Source organism: Aurantimicrobium sp. INA4, assembly GCF_027924525.1.
In the GTDB taxonomy this organism is placed as follows: domain Bacteria; phylum Actinomycetota; class Actinomycetes; order Actinomycetales; family Microbacteriaceae; genus Aurantimicrobium.
On the sequence record NZ_AP027040.1, the window covers coordinates 1,097,201 to 1,111,967 of the forward strand.

The 14,767-nt window shown below is 53.0% G+C and carries 14 protein-coding genes; 1 reads left to right on the forward strand and 13 read right to left on the reverse strand.

Going from position 1 to position 14,767, the window contains the following annotated elements:
* Positions 1-21: 21 nt before the first annotated feature.
* The 9 genes from AINA4_RS05405 to AINA4_RS05445 form a co-directional block, all read right to left on the reverse strand.
* Entirely contained in the window at positions 22-1,254 is a 1,233-nt protein-coding gene (locus tag AINA4_RS05405; RefSeq protein ID WP_281786466.1) for a hypothetical protein, read from the reverse strand.
* A gap of 30 nt (positions 1,255-1,284) precedes the next feature.
* Complete coding sequence (locus AINA4_RS05410) at positions 1,285-2,160, reverse strand: glycosyltransferase (RefSeq protein WP_281787646.1); 876 nt, start codon at positions 2,158-2,160, stop codon at positions 1,285-1,287.
* A 10-nt stretch (positions 2,161-2,170) separates the two neighbouring features.
* On the reverse strand, positions 2,171-2,968 hold the full coding sequence (locus tag AINA4_RS05415; protein ID WP_281786467.1) for a CDP-alcohol phosphatidyltransferase family protein: 798 nt from the start codon (positions 2,966-2,968) through the stop codon (positions 2,171-2,173).
* 4 nt (positions 2,969-2,972) lie between these two features.
* Positions 2,973-3,992, reverse strand: a complete 1,020-nt coding sequence (locus tag AINA4_RS05420) for a glycosyltransferase family 2 protein (RefSeq protein ID WP_281786468.1) — start codon at positions 3,990-3,992, stop codon at positions 2,973-2,975.
* Positions 3,993-4,050: 58 nt separating this feature from the next.
* The gene (locus AINA4_RS05425) at positions 4,051-5,376 is read right to left on the reverse strand and encodes a trypsin-like peptidase domain-containing protein (RefSeq protein WP_281786469.1); all 1,326 of its coding nucleotides are present in this window, start codon (positions 5,374-5,376) and stop codon (positions 4,051-4,053) included.
* A 118-nt stretch (positions 5,377-5,494) separates the two neighbouring features.
* Positions 5,495-6,235, reverse strand: a complete 741-nt coding sequence (locus AINA4_RS05430) for a DNA alkylation repair protein (RefSeq protein ID WP_281786470.1) — start codon at positions 6,233-6,235, stop codon at positions 5,495-5,497.
* Between the two features lie 22 nt (positions 6,236-6,257).
* Positions 6,258-7,049, reverse strand: a complete 792-nt coding sequence (locus AINA4_RS05435; protein ID WP_281786471.1) for a hypothetical protein — start codon at positions 7,047-7,049, stop codon at positions 6,258-6,260.
* Between the two features lie 32 nt (positions 7,050-7,081).
* Positions 7,082-7,612 (reverse strand): hypothetical protein, encoded by a 531-nt coding sequence (locus AINA4_RS05440; protein WP_281786472.1) that lies wholly within the window; start codon positions 7,610-7,612, stop codon positions 7,082-7,084.
* A 108-nt stretch (positions 7,613-7,720) separates the two neighbouring features.
* A complete protein-coding gene (locus tag AINA4_RS05445; RefSeq protein WP_281786473.1) occupies positions 7,721-9,220 on the reverse strand; it encodes an NCS2 family permease in 1,500 nt (499 codons plus the stop codon).
* 169 nt (positions 9,221-9,389) lie between these two features.
* On the opposite strand from AINA4_RS05445, the gene AINA4_RS05450 reads away from it, so the two are divergent.
* Complete coding sequence (locus AINA4_RS05450) at positions 9,390-10,283, forward strand: alpha/beta hydrolase (protein ID WP_281786474.1); 894 nt, start codon at positions 9,390-9,392, stop codon at positions 10,281-10,283.
* 3 nt (positions 10,284-10,286) lie between these two features.
* Here the strand turns inward: AINA4_RS05450 and AINA4_RS05455 are convergent, their stop codons facing one another.
* The 4 genes from AINA4_RS05455 to AINA4_RS05470 all read right to left on the reverse strand — a co-directional run bounded on the left by AINA4_RS05455 (position 10,287) and on the right by AINA4_RS05470 (position 14,754).
* Complete coding sequence (locus AINA4_RS05455; protein WP_281786475.1) at positions 10,287-11,018, reverse strand: ZIP family metal transporter; 732 nt, start codon at positions 11,016-11,018, stop codon at positions 10,287-10,289.
* A 9-nt stretch (positions 11,019-11,027) separates the two neighbouring features.
* On the reverse strand, positions 11,028-13,145 hold the full coding sequence (locus AINA4_RS05460) for a DEAD/DEAH box helicase (protein WP_281786476.1): 2,118 nt from the start codon (positions 13,143-13,145) through the stop codon (positions 11,028-11,030).
* Between the two features lie 147 nt (positions 13,146-13,292).
* Positions 13,293-13,649, reverse strand: coding sequence for a DUF6804 family protein (locus AINA4_RS05465; RefSeq protein WP_281786477.1), 357 nt, complete (start codon positions 13,647-13,649; stop codon positions 13,293-13,295).
* Between the two features lie 10 nt (positions 13,650-13,659).
* On the reverse strand, positions 13,660-14,754 hold the full coding sequence (locus AINA4_RS05470; protein WP_281786478.1) for an acyl-CoA desaturase: 1,095 nt from the start codon (positions 14,752-14,754) through the stop codon (positions 13,660-13,662).
* Positions 14,755-14,767: the final 13 nt, after the last annotated feature.

Sequence of the window (14,767 nt, forward strand, 5' to 3'; positions counted from 1 at the left end):
CCGAAGTAGTGCGATTGAGAATTAGTCTGCAGTGTGAATCGCGGCTTGCTTTTCCCACTCGCTCATGAGGTGTGCAATGGCGTCATGGAAACGCTGCGTAGGAACGCCGGGGGTAATGTCACCAAAGTAGTGTTTGCACCACCGAGCCAAGCGCTCTTGGGCTGCAGGATCGTGTTCGATTGCTTCAATCTGGGCGACAATATTTCCGGCTGCTGTGGCATCCAGCCATTCACAATCGCTGAGATATCCACCCTCATCAATTTCTGCATCAGGGTTGACCGGACGAGTAATGATCAGTGGCTTCCCCGCAGCCAAACGGTCATAAACCATCGCTGAAATGTCAACAATGGCCATATCAGCAACCGAGAGTTGCCACCCCAGCTCTGCCCCCTCATCAATGATGTGCTTGGCCTGAGGGTCATGTGAATTTGCTCTACGCAGAAGAGATTTAATCTGATCGTTTGCTTGACCGTATTCAAAATCAACTGCCCCACTTCGTGGATGCGGGCGATAAATCACGCGATGACGGCCTGTGGCGATGAGGGCTTCAATAAGTGCGAGGCCGTGCGATTCGACCGAGCCGTATGCCGCAGCGGGACGATCACCCTCCCAGGTGGGCGCATATAAAACAACTTGGCGCTCATCAGGAGTAAATGGAATCGTGCCGGTGTAATGGTCTGCTTGCGGGCGTCCAATGGCAATGGCGCGCTTATCAAAGTCGTAATCCCACAGCACGCGACCCAAACGTTCACGAGCCGCATCCCCAGCAATCAGGCTGTAGTCATAGGCCTTGAACTGATTTGTGGTCATGTACATCTTGTCGGATTCGCCGTGGTTGATGAACACATGCCAACGCTGGCCGTATCTGAACATTTGGAAGTTTCGCGCGTTTTGATTGACGTAAAGAATGACGCGCAAATCCTGGTCCGCAATGAACTCTTCTAAATCAATGACGGTTCGCACATATGCCACAGGAACAGGCGACTCATCCAACATCTTCAGAGCCCCGAGAGTATTCCTGCTCAAGATCACGACAGGCCACGTCGTGGCTAACACCTCTAGCGGTTTGTACCATTGACGTACCTGATAGAGGTTTACTTCACCGTCGGCAAAGTAGACGCCGACTTTGAACTTCCCGGGGGTAAATTCAGGCTGCTGAGCTAACTTACGCGCAAGTTCTTTGCGTCGTAAACGCCCCTGCAGAGCATTGCTGAGCAATGTTGCGGCAGAGCGCGCATCTTGAAACAAACCCATACGTTTAACCTAACCTGCCACGTGTGTGAATCAGAGAATGGGGAAGCGACCAGCGCGAGTCATCCGCCACACGGTCAACCATCGCATCCCCACACGACCACCTGGGTTGGTGCGCCAGCCTTCAACCCAACCGCCCAACCATGCACCTAAGCCTTGACCGCGTTGGCGAACTGAACGCACAAGCTGAACCCCAGTCCAAGAGAGAACATAGAAGGGAACGAGTACCCAAGGAAGATTCCGCTTGGCCAGCCATACCCGGTTGCGAGCATTGAGGCGGAAATACGTGGAATGGCGGGTTGGACTGGTCACTGGATGGTGAACAACCAGATCACCGCAGTACCACACTTTCTTGCCCGCGTTCCAGGTGCGCCATGCCAACTCGATACCCTCATGGGCATAAAAGTAGGGATCTCCCCAGCCACCAATATCGTCAAATACTCGTCGCGGCATCACCACAGCTGCTTCCAAAACCGAAAACACGTAGCTGGAGACCTTCGGATCCCCCTTGCGCAGCCGAGGAATCCAACGAGTGGGGGTTTGCTCGCCAGTGGGATCAGTAATTCTGGGTTGGATGAGGCCCAAGTCAGGATCCGCCTTAAGAAGCGAGAGTGCGTTGTGAAGGAACAGTCCGTCCGCAAGTTCAGCATCATCATCGAGGAAGAAGATGTACTCCCCGCTCACCTGCCGTGCTCCGGCATTACGGCCTGCAGGAATCCCCACATTTTCTGGAAGGGTTATTGCTCTGACACCCCCGGGGAGGAATTCGGGACGCCATCCGTTACCGACCACCACCACATCCAGCTCAACGAGTCGTTGGGCGAGCACACTGTGAACAGCACGGTGGAGCTCCGCCGGCCTTTCACCCATCGTGAGCACCACGACGCCCACCTTTGGTCTGGCGCCGATGTTCGTGCGACTAAGCAGCCCTGACACGTGAGCTCGTCATAATGGCGATGAAGTGACCAATGATTGCAAGAATCGACAGCGGTAGGAGCACGGCAACCAAGATTTGGCTGATGAGCAGCTGCCCCACGAAAATTCCCACCAGTGCAGCCACGAAAGCAATAATGGTCAACTCCACCGAGTGATAGATCCGATGGAATGGAACAAAACGTGCCATTCTGCGCATTTTTGCAACCATGCCCGGCAAGGGTGCGTTCGCGCCTTTGGCGTCGGCCAACTTGGGCAAATCAGACATTGCTCTGGCAACTCGCACCAAATCGTTGAGTACCTTGTTCAAAATAATCACGATGGACAGGAATGCACCCAGTGCTACCCACATCCAGTCAATGGGCCGGCTTCCATCAGCAAATCCTGCTGCGCGCAGGCCCAGAGCAAGGGGAATCAATGCCTCGGTTGTGTAATGACCCACAGCGTCGAGGAAGTGACCGGCCGGGCTCTTTGTCTTTCGCCACCTCGCCACTTCTCCATCACAGCAGTCAATGAGCATTTGCAATTGACCAAGCATCAGCGCCAGAACAGGACCCCAAATCCCGGGAATGAGTAAGGCAGCAGCGGTTGCCCACCCGGTCAGAATCATCAGCCCAGTGACACCATTGGCTGAAATGGGAGTCTTGAGCAGCATCCACGTTACGTAAGGTGAGAGATCACGTAAATAGAGGTGAGCTACCCAGTGTTCTGCGTTAGCTCGTGTGCGAACTTCTGGTGGCTGAGTGACCTCGCGCAGCTGAGCTAAAGAGGTGGGTTTCTCCACGTTCTTACCTTCCGCTTTTGCCGGCGATATTCGAGGTGAGTCTGGTGTAACTCATGATGAAACCTACACCCCACGCAAAGTGAATGCAGGGAAGAACGAGGGGAAACCACAGCATTGCCTGAGCCCCCATTCCACGCCCATAAACCAGCGTGGAAAGAACAACAAAGGCAACATAAACACCAGGAACGACCCAGCCGAGATCAAAACCAAACAAACCAGCAAGAATTCCCAGGATGGTCGCCACAACCATGATGGGCGGAACAAAGTAGCGGAGGCCACTGCCATATCGGCGGGAAAGCTCACCGCGCCAGAGACCGGTGGAATACATCTGCTTCAGAAGCGCCTTCACTGAGGTTCGTGGACGATAGACAACCTTGAGTTTGGGTGTGAACCACACCAGACCACCGGCATCTCGGAATCGGCGGTTGAGTTCCCAGTCTTGCCCGCGGCGAATTTCTTCGTTAAACATGCCCACTGTGAGCAAGCTTTCCCGGTTGAAAACCCCTAAATACACCGTGTCAACAGGGCCTTCTTTTCCCCCAACATGGAAAGGGGTTCCTCCCAGACCAACTTTGGTGTCATAGGCCCTGGCAACTGCCTTTTCAAAAGGTGTCGTGCCTTGGGCGTCCATGATGCCGCCGACGTTATCTGCCTGTGTGCGTAACAGGGTCTCTACTGCGATGCTGGCGTAGTCCTTGGGCAAGACAGAGTGGGCATCAACCCTAATCACGATGGGATATTGAGAAGCTTTGATCGCGAGGTTCATTCCCACTGGTGTAGCAGCTGCAGGGTTGTCCACGAAGTGAATGCGTGAATCTTCAGCACACATCTGCGCCACGAGCTCGTTGGTGCCATCTGTGCTGGGCCCTAAAGCAAGGGTGACTTCCATCGGTCCTGCATAGTCTTGCTCCAGCAGGCTCTGCACGGCAGCACGAATGTGAGTGACCTCGTTGAGCACAGGCATCACATAAGAAACACCCGGTAAAGGTGTGGATGGGATGGGCGCTGAGCCGAGAGCAGACATGGGGTCCTTTGAAAGAAGGCCGAGTTCTAGAGTATCAAGACCTCGGCCTTCTATCCCCTTAGCTGAGGGTACCGAGCTGAACCTTCAGCGTCTGAGTCTTACCACCTCGGTTGATCACGACAGTTGCGTCTGACCCACCTGGGGCAGTGCGCACCTGTGCAGTGAGATCATTGGCATCAGTAATGCGGACACCGTTGAACTGGGTCACAATGTCTCCAGCCTTGATGCCAGCCTTCTGAGCTGCACCACCATCAACTACTTCCTCGATGTATGCACCAACAGCGGTGCTTCCATCCTTGGCAGCTGCATCAGATACCTGAGCGCCGAGGAGACCGTGAGAGGCCTTCTGCTTTTCTATCAGTTCGGTTGATACGCGCTTGGCCAGGTTGGAAGGCAGAGCAAAGCCGACACCGATGCTTCCGGCCTCGCCACCACCAGCACTGGCAATGGCGACGTTAATTCCGATCAAGCGTCCCTTGGAATCCAGCAATGCACCGCCAGAGTTTCCAGGGTTGATTGCAGCGTCAGTTTGAATCACAGGGATAGAGATTGTCGTGCTCTGAGATTGTCCCTGTGAGGGTGTTTGCCCTTGACCAAAGTCGAAGTTGAAGGGGTTGTCGCTGCCACCAGAGTTGCCTGAATCAGATCCTGAAGAATCAGGAGCTGCAGAACTTGCAACCTGAATAGAGCGGTTGAGTGCAGAAACAATTCCGGTAGTAACTGTTCCGGCCAGGCCCAGCGGAGCACCCAGCGCAATGGTCAGATCGCCAACGTTAAGTTTGCTGGAGTCAGCCCATTCAATGGGAATGAATGGGCCGGTTCCCTTGATTTTCAGCACGGCCATGTCCACCGTGGGGTCTGTTCCCACAATGGTCGCGGGATAGATGTTGCCCTCGTTATCCTGAACAGTTATGTCAGCAGAATTCGATGCACCATCCAAGGTCACCACGTGGTTGTTAGTGAGGACATAGCCCTCTTCGTTCAGAATCACTCCGGAACCTGTACCGGCACCAGAATCACCAGTAACGGAAATAGTGACGACGCTTGGTGAGGCCTTGGCAGCAACAGCAGTTACTGCATTGACCTCGTCGGTGTCATTGATTGTGATGCCTTGAACGGCAGTGGAAGATGCGGTTGTAGAGTTTTGCCCAGTGAAGAAGACAGCAGCTCCTGCACCGGCGATACCTCCAACGAGGGCAGCGGCGACGGCTACGGCAACTAGTGGCAGAGCTTTGCTCTGTTTGTCAGCCTGAACTCGTGCAGGGCCAACAAAGGTTTCAGGAATAACCTGCTCAGCCGCAGGTGCAGCGGGAGGTGGGGTTGAGCCTTCTCCGACCTTGGGGAAGAAATACTCTGGTACACCTTTATCGTTGTTCTCGGTCATGCGAGAAACTCCTTTCACGTCCCATCAGCATTACCTATCAATCTGTGGGATTGCTATGGCCTGGCTGAATGTTGTCTGAGTGTTTGCTCAGCATGAAGAAACTCAGTGGAACGCCTCTTTAGGCTAACAGTGACTTCATGCCCAGATATTGTTTACGTTCTGGTTCACTGAGTTTTTCGATGGCGTATCTCAACATTGTTCGAGGCATTGTTGCGGCATATTTATCGAGAAAACCTCGCAAGACGGCAACATCCCGAATCCCCACCTCGCGCAGCATCCACCCCGTGGCTTTGTGGATGAGGTCATGCGTATCGCTGAGCAATATCTCACACAATCTCACAGTGGGATCGAAAATTCCCTGCCTGATCAAAGCGGCCGTAAACATCACTGCACTTCGTCGCTCCCACAGATTGGCTGATGAGGCAAGCTCTGTCAGCAGTTCCATGGAGTTATCAATCGATGTCAGATACCCGCCAACATAGGGAGCGCACGAATCAACTAAGTCCCAGTTGTTCACCCGTCCTTGCGCGACAAGAGCGAGATACACATCAAAGAGTTCGCCTTGCTGAACGAGACTTTTTGATCTCTTGAATTGACCAGCCAACACTTGAACAGCACACAAGCGAAGTTCGTGAATGGGCGATTGAGCCAACTCAACAATCTCTGCTGGTGAGAGATCACGAAAGTTCTTTCCCACCGCACGAACAACAGGAACACGAACCCCGATAAAGACATCGCCTTCACCGTATTCACCCGGACCTGTTTTGAAATAACGCTGAGTGTGTTCGGCAACAACAGAATCAGCGTGGCTTTGAATCTCTTCAATAAGGGAGAGAACCTGAGGGCTGAAGCTCGTCACACCATCACGCTACTGCACCCAACTATCGACAGGTTTGAGAACCACGAGCATTACTGCAGTCCCGTGCTGCAAGGACCGTATCCGCACTTTGCACAGAGGTCACCACCGCAGTGGCAGCGCTCGACACTTCACCAGAAACCGGAATCCACGCTCCGCCACCAATTCGATATTCGACTCCATATCGAACTACAACAGTGGTGGTGAAGCTCCCCTCCTGACGATAGATGTGACTAGTTGCTGTGGGAGAAAACTCCCTCACTCCCAAAGCATCCCACCTAGCACCTGGAACAGCTGTGCTGTTTGTTGAACCATCGCCGTAGTTCCAGTCATAAGCATGAGGAGTAAACCTCACCTCTGCACTGCCGCCGAATAAACTTCCTCCCACCACGTGCGTTGATGCCCCAGCAATGAAGTTGGTATCAAGATTCACAACAGTCCACCCGCGGGGTTGAGAAACAAGTGAGGCTTGCTGAGGGACAAAGTTTGCAAGGTCCTCTATCGTGACGGGGTTGTAGTTTGCGGGTGTTACCGATGGGGGTGCAGGAGTTGACCTACAACTAGCTACCGTCGCCAAACGAGCCATGCAGTTGAAAGTAATTGTTCCGTTGGGATAGTAAGGAACCTGCTTTCCGCTTCGACTAGGAGTAGTTGTCCTACTTGCAGGAGTCACAACCTCTGAACTTCCACCAGGAGTTGTCGACCGTGACCAAACGTCAACAGAGTTGTTATTTATCTGGGCGCCTGAACATAATCCCAAACGAACATCGGCGCTGTTACAACCGTTGACTGCAAAACTTGTTGTCGAAATAGCCATTGATGAGGAGAAGCCAATAAGGCACCCAAGGGCTAGCAAAAGTTTTGACCGGACCATGTCTCACTGCCTGCGACAAGTAACTTGGATTTAGAAATGGAAAAAGTTACATACATTGGCCAACGATCCACTCGCTCTAGTGGAGTTACATCTTCACCAAATTCGTTGAAAACTCTAGATTGACTGCTATCTAGGCAGAGGTAAAAAGAAATATCTGACTGATCTTGACCAGCTTTGTGGAAAGTATCAAATAACATTTCGCCAACAGAACGTAATCCACCAGAAGAATATGCTTCGAAGGAATTCATTTCTTGTAAGTATTGATCCTCCGAAACAAATGGCTTCAACCGCTCAGGGTTAGCCCCTCCATCTCGAGCAATCTGATCAGAAACAGATAGATACTCCGCATACGCGGCTTGTGCAGCAGCGAGTGCTTCTTCATCCGATGCAAAAGCCGGAGCTTGTTCAACTGCGGAGGAAGTTGGAATTGCCTGTGGTGTTGTGGTTGAACACCCAACAAGCGTGAGCGATGCAACAGATATCGCAAGGACAGGGAATAAACGCATTCTGAGAACCTAGCGATTAAGAATCAGGAGGTTCCTGAGTTATCCACATCACAAGTTAAACGAAAGTGGGGAGAGCCATAGGCTCTCCCCACTTCTGGTTTCTCTTGACTAGCCGCCGAAAGCTGCAGTCAATGGTGCTGAGAGGAAGTACAGCACGAATCCTGCTGCAACGATCCAGAGGATGGGGTGAATTTCTTTACCCTTGCCTGCGAATGCGCGGACGACCACCCAGGTGATGAAGCCAATACCAATACCGTTTGCGATGGAGTAGGTGAAAGGCATCATGATGATGGTCAAGAAGGCAGGGAACGAAATGCTCCAGTCCTTCCAGTCAATGTCAACAACCTGAGACATCATGAGTGCACCCACGATAACCAGTGCAGCAGCACCAACCTCGATGGGGACAACAGAAGTCAGAGGTGCAAAGAACATTGCAACCAGGAACAGCACACCGGTGACGATGTTAGCCAGACCGGTGCGAGCACCACCGGCAATACCGGAAGCAGACTCGATGTAGACGGTGTTGGACGAGGTTGAGGTGAAACCACCAACAACGGCACCAGCACCTTCAACAACCAGTGCGGACTTCAGACGTGGGAAGTTTCCGTCCTTGTCAGCAAGGCCAGCCTGCTTGGACAGACCGGTCATGGTTCCCATGGCGTCGAAGAAGTTCGAGAACACGAGGGTGAAGATGAGCATGATTGCAGCAAGTGCACCAATGCGCTCAAACGATCCGAACAGGTCTACTTCACCGATGGTTGAGAAGTCAGGAACCGCAACAATGGAGGGTGGCAGACCCGGTGCAGTTGTATCCCATCCGAACGGGGTTAGGAAATCGCCGGCATCACTGAATTTCTTTCCTACCTTGAAGATTGACTCCGCAATGATTGCGATGACGGTGGTTGAGATCAGACCAATCAGGATTGCTGCACGAACGCGCAGAGCCATCAGTACGGCAATGGTCAGTACACCAATGATGAAGATGGTGGTGGGTAGGCCAATTCCGTGATCAGTTCCAACACCGAGTCCAACAGGAACTGGACCGACGTCGGTGCGACGAACAAGACCACCGTCAACAAGACCGATAAATGCAATGAACAGACCGATACCTACGGTGATCGCTGTCTTCAAAGCAGGAGGAACTGCGGTGAAGATCATGGTTCGAAGACCAGTCACGGCGAGAATCAGGATGATGATACCGTCGATGACGACCAGACCCATGGCTTCCTGCCAGGTGACATCCTTCACGATGGTGACCGCGAGGAATGAGTTAATACCCAATCCAGCTGCGATTGCGAATGGCAAACGCGCGACGAAACCAAATGCGATGGTCATCAAACCAGCAGCCAGAGCTGTTGCACTGGCTACTGCCTGGGGTGCGAACTCAAAAGCTTCTGCGGATCCGCCACCGATGACGTTTCCGTTAACGTCGGGGCTGAATGCCAAGATGATGGGGTTCAGGATGATGATGTAAACCATCGTCATGAAGATGACGAGACCGCCACGGAATTCGGTACCAATTGTTGATCCACGCTTGGTGATTTCGAAATAGCGATCGAGTGTTGCTGCGAAGCCAGACTTCGGCTTCTCGGTGGTCGACGACGACAAACCGTTCTCCTTTTTGAAGTAGGGATGAGGGAACTACAGCTTTCACAATATCGTGGCTGAGAATTTGCCTAGAGTTTTTTACCGGAAAGTCTTAACCACTACTTGAAGTGAATTTCCTTCAGCCATACCACTACATGTGGTGATTGGCGGCCTAACGTAGTCTGGTTCTATGAGTTTTTCGAGTCCCGCAAACGGTATTGACCTTGAATTTCAGGGAATCACTCCAGATAAGCAGCTCCCCGAGCATGCCCAGCGAGGACACGTCACAATCAATGGATACGAACTGGCCACTATTCACATCGACGCAATTGGGCCCGTTCGAGGCACAGCCTTACTCGTTCCCGGTTACACCAGCTCGGCAGACACCTTCAACTGTATTCTCGAGCCTCTTGCCCGTCGCGGATATAACGTTGTGTCCTTCTCGCAACGTGGACAACAACTTTCCCAGGGACCCAGCGATGTTAGTGAGTATTCACTGGAAAGACTTGGCGCTGATATCCATGAACTGATCACCACAATGAACTTGAGGCAGCGCGTTCACCTCTTGGGCCACAGCTTCGGTGGTGTGGTTTCTATCGAGGCAGTGCTTCAGAACCCCAAGGCTTTTGCATCCTTAACGATGTGGAACTCTGGCCCTGAATGCATGGGCGGCGATATCGAGTCCCAGCGCCACGCATTGCTGGAATATGGCCCCCGTGCTTTTTATCTCTCCACCCGCATTGCTGCCGGCTTGGATCCCGACGCAGATATCAAGGGTGAACTGAACGTGGTCGAGCAGTATTACTACGACCGTTTGATGGGAACCAACCCCGCTCAACTAGAAGCTGGAATCACCATCCTTGCCAACCAGGTAAACAAAACTGCACAGCTCAAGGCCACTGGCGTTCCCGTTTTGGTCTCCCACGGCGCCAACGATGACGCGTGGCCAATTTCGATGCAACGGGAAATGGCTGAAGAACTAGAGGCTGACTACTGGGTTATCGCACATGCTGGACATTCCGCTCACGCAGATCGTTCCCACACATCAGCCGAGTTACTCGCCACCTTCTGGGACGAACACTAACAGCTAGGCAATGGTGTGAATCACCAGGCTGGTAAGGAAACCAAAAGTAACCAGCAGGCCTGTGTAGTTGTGAGCTTTACGGAACGCCTCAGGAATCATGGTGTCAGCAACCATGGCCAACATAGCTCCCGCAGCTAACGAAGTAATAAAACCGGTGGTTTCTGCAGGCATATCCGAAAGAATCGTGTAACCAGCGAGGCTGGATAACGCCGCGGCCAGGGCAATCCCACCCCAAAGGATGAACACGAAACGGGGTGAACGGCCAGCTTTTTTGAGTTCAGCAGTACTGGAGAGACCCTCGGGAAAGTTCGAAATAACAACAGCGATCAAGATGGGAAGGCTCACGCCCTGACCACCCACCATAGATAATCCCAAAACGAGCGACTCGGGAACGCCATCCAAGAGCGCTCCCACGGCAATACCTACACCGGTTCCCGGTTGCTCACCGGTTCCACGGCGATTACGTGCATTTCTGTAATCAAGGAAGATATTCACGAAGACATAAATCACAGCACCGACAGCAAAGCCAGAAATGCTTGGCCACAGCCCCACCTCTGCAACAGCCTCACCAACGAGGTCAAAGGCCAATGCAGAAATCAGCACGCCGGCACCAAAGGCCATGACGCTGGCAACATATTTGAATGGAACGTTGATAAACCACGCAACGAGCGCGCCTACAAAGAGGGCACCTCCAGCAAGAAGGCCCGCTCCGGCAGCGGCCAGCCAATCAAACATGACTACAGGCTATGCGTATTGAGATTCGATTGCACGCGTCAAGATGTGCACGAGAGCATCAAGCTGAATCGAGTCTTGCGAACCAGGCTCAAGTTCTTCGCCCTCAAGTGCACGGGCCGCGAGTCCACGCTTACTATCGATGAGCTCTGCGATCTTCGCGTCGATGGTTTGTGCAGCGATGATACGCCAAGCGGTAACAGGCATTTCTTGACCAATACGGTGTACGCGGTCAATAGCCTGGGTCTGCTCTGCAGCAGTCCAGGACAGTTCAGCCAACACCACGTTGGAAGAGGCCTGCAGGTTCAAACCAACACCGGCAGCAGTGAGCGAACACACGGCAACCTGGACAGAATCATCCTTGTTGAAAGCATCAATTGCTTCTTGGCGAGCAGCGGTGGACTGGTCACCACGTATAGAAACAGATTTGATTCCCTGAGCGGCAAACGCGCGTTCTGCCGTGTCCATGACATCAATGTGCTTCGCGAAGAAGACCACCTTGCCCACTGATCGAGCAAGCTGGGCGGCATAGTCGGAAGCAAGTCCGGCCTTAGCCTGACCAATCTTGCGGACCATGGTGAAGACGTTATCTCCGGTCTTCTGGCCCTTAGATTCGTCAAGTTCCTGCTGCGCCACCATACGGATCAGTTCTGAGGTGGAACCGCGGAAGTTTCCGGAGACGGTCAAGCGCTTGTAACGCTCGAGCAAACGGTGAGCCAGTTCTGCCTCAGCAGCCTTGATGGAGTTACCCAGCTCATCATCGAGTTCAACAGGGAGATCAACCACACGCTTTGCTGGAAGATCTTTCGCCACGTCAATCTTGCGGCGGCGAACAATACCCATGGAGACGACGGTCTCTCGTGCTGCAGCATAGAAGCCTTGGTCCGCTGGAGTGAGGCCTGTTGCTTCGAGTTTGGCAGTGAGTTCAGCCGAAGGCTTCTCTCCTTCAATCCAGCCGAGGAACTTCCAGATAGCACGGAAGTCATCAATGTCATTGATCAGTGGTGTTCCTGTCAGAGCAATACGCAGTGGGTCGTGGCCAGGAGTGCGTGCCACGATCCGCTCCGACAGCGCCAATACGTGCTTGGAACGCTGAGAGGTGAGGTTCTTGATGAAGTGAGCCTCATCAACAACCATTCCCTTGAAGCCCATCTGGCCAATCCACGATAGGTGACGGTCAAGAACTTCGTAGTTGACAATAAACACATCTGCGAAGGCATCTACATCGGTGCCATCACCGTGAATCACCGTGGCTTTGCGACCAGGAATCCACCGCTCTACTTCACGAGCCCAGTTCATTTTCACCACGTTGGGCACAATTGCCAACAGCGGGAAGGCGTTTGCCACGGATGCAGCGATCAAACTCTGTGCAGTCTTTCCCAAACCAGGCTCATCGGCGAGCAGGAATGTGCGGTGGCCTTCACGAACGCTCTCGATAAAGCGAATCTGGTGGGGCATGAGTTCTCGCCCGGGAGGCGAGTAGCGGTCAAACTTGGGAACCTTGGGCATTTCCATGCAGGCAGATCCCCCACCAGCACCTGTCTCAAAAGATTTGAACAGAGGACCTAACAGTTCCCAGTTCGATAAACGAAGAACTGGAATAGATCCGGTGGAAACCTTGCTGAAATCAGGTTCGAGGAAAGGGTTGGATTTGAGACGAGCCTTCACTGACTGAGGAAGGACCTGCTTCTCTGCCAGTTCTGGCGCAAACTCTTCGACAGGCTTAGGGACCTCGGTGGTGATGATGAGATCTTCGGGGTTGATCTCCGCACCAGATTCAACAAGCCAGTCCCGGCGCATTTTCTGCGCCACAGGACTGGTGGCGTGGTCTACTTCGAGAAGTTGAATCAGCGAGGTGTCACGCGCAGCTGTTTTAGCCAAGATGGTGGCCACACCATCAAGGCGTTTGAGCTGTTCTGCTCGTGCTGAATCAGTGAGGCTGGTGTCAGCTTTGACACGTGCACGCTCCTCACGGACGAGAAATGCGATGACCTGAAACTTGGTGCGGTTGGTTGGTCCAACCTTCTTACCTGTTTGTGCCTTGGCCTCAACTTCGCGAACTTTGCGAGCGAGGATAGGGATTAACCCAGAGTTATCCAGGGTGTTACGACGAGTGCCTGTGCGGGCCACATTGTCTCCATGACTTAAGAAACGACAGCAATACGGCGAGATTTCACTGGTGTGTATTGCCCCAAACTGCACCTGTCAGAGATTTCGTCACGCATCACGCGTTAGCGCCGGCGACGAGAGAAGTCTGGTGGTACGAAAGTAAGTCTACTACTTCCCTGTTGGTGTCTTAATCATGAAGCCGCCAAGGAAGAACACGGCTGCTGCTGCAACCTGGAGAAGCATCCACCACTGAATTCCCGGAGTGATGCCATCTGTGAGGCGGTAGATCGGATTCCAATAGATTGCGATTGCAGTAAATAGCGGGGTGAACAGCCAGCGCTTACTGTTGATGGACTGCCAGGAGAAGACAGCCAAAATGGCTGCCAAGATGCTCACCACGAAAAGTACGGTGATGTACCAATCAGTGCCATAGACCCCCATGCCGATAAACATGGCGATGACTCCGGCCAGACCGGGAACAATCCCCGGGCGAATGAGTTCAGGTTCAGCAGACTTTTTTGCCATAGACAGCAGTTTATCGGCGTCTAAATCGGCTTGCCTCGGGGCAGTCGAAGGGATCCCGTGCAGCCAATCCCACCTTGTTGAGGTAGGCCACCACAATCGCATACGAACGCATGAGCGTAGTTTCAGCGTAGGGAACTCCCTCGCGAGCACAGTGCTCGCGCACAATCATTCGCGCCTTTTTCAAGTGGGGCCGAGCCATGCTGGGGAAAAGGTGGTGTTCAATTTGGTAGTTCAGGCCACCCATGAAGGCCGTCGCACCGAAGCCTTTGATGTTGCGAGATGTCATGACCTGTTTTGTCATGAAGTCAACCTTGTTTTCTTTTGGAATCTGGGGCATTCCTTTGTGGTTTGGGGCAAACGATGCTCCCATGTAGACGCCAAAGACGGCGAGCTGAACACCGAGGAAAGCAAAAGCCATCCCTAGGGGGAGGAACCAGAACACGACGGCTACATACGCGGTGAGGCGCAGGGCAATCAAAGATAGTTCGACAGCACGGCCTTCGAGGCGACCTTTGCTAAACAAGGTGCCAATAGAGCGCACATGCAAGTTGATGCCTTCAAGCGTGAGCAGGGGAAAGAATAAGTACCCTTGGCGCTGCGTTATCCACTTCAACAGACCCTTTTGCTTGACTGCATCTGTTTCCTGAAAAGAGATCGTGTCCCACTCAATGTCGGGGTCTTTACCCACCGTGTTGGGGTTGATGTGGTGTTTGGTGTGTTTATTCATCCACCAGGCATAGGAAATCCCCACCACGCCTGACGCCAGAATGCGCCCGGTCCAGTCATTGGCTTTACCTGATTTGAAAACCTGACGGTGTGACGCTTCGTGAGTAATAAAGGCAATTTGTGTCAGCAGAATGCCTAACCCCGCTGCAATAAGGAGCTGGAACCACGATTGCCCAATCAACACAAACCCCGTGATGAGTCCAGCCATGGCCAGAGCGAGCCCAGCTGCAAGCCACATATAGAACGTCCTCGAACGTTCCATGAGCCCTGCGGAGGTGACCGCCTTCATCAGCGAGGCGTAACTGTTGGTTACCGGCTGGGAGTTGGGGTCACGAGTTTTCGTTGAACGAATAGGCCCGAGGATAGAACTAAGTGTCATATCGCCACTTCTG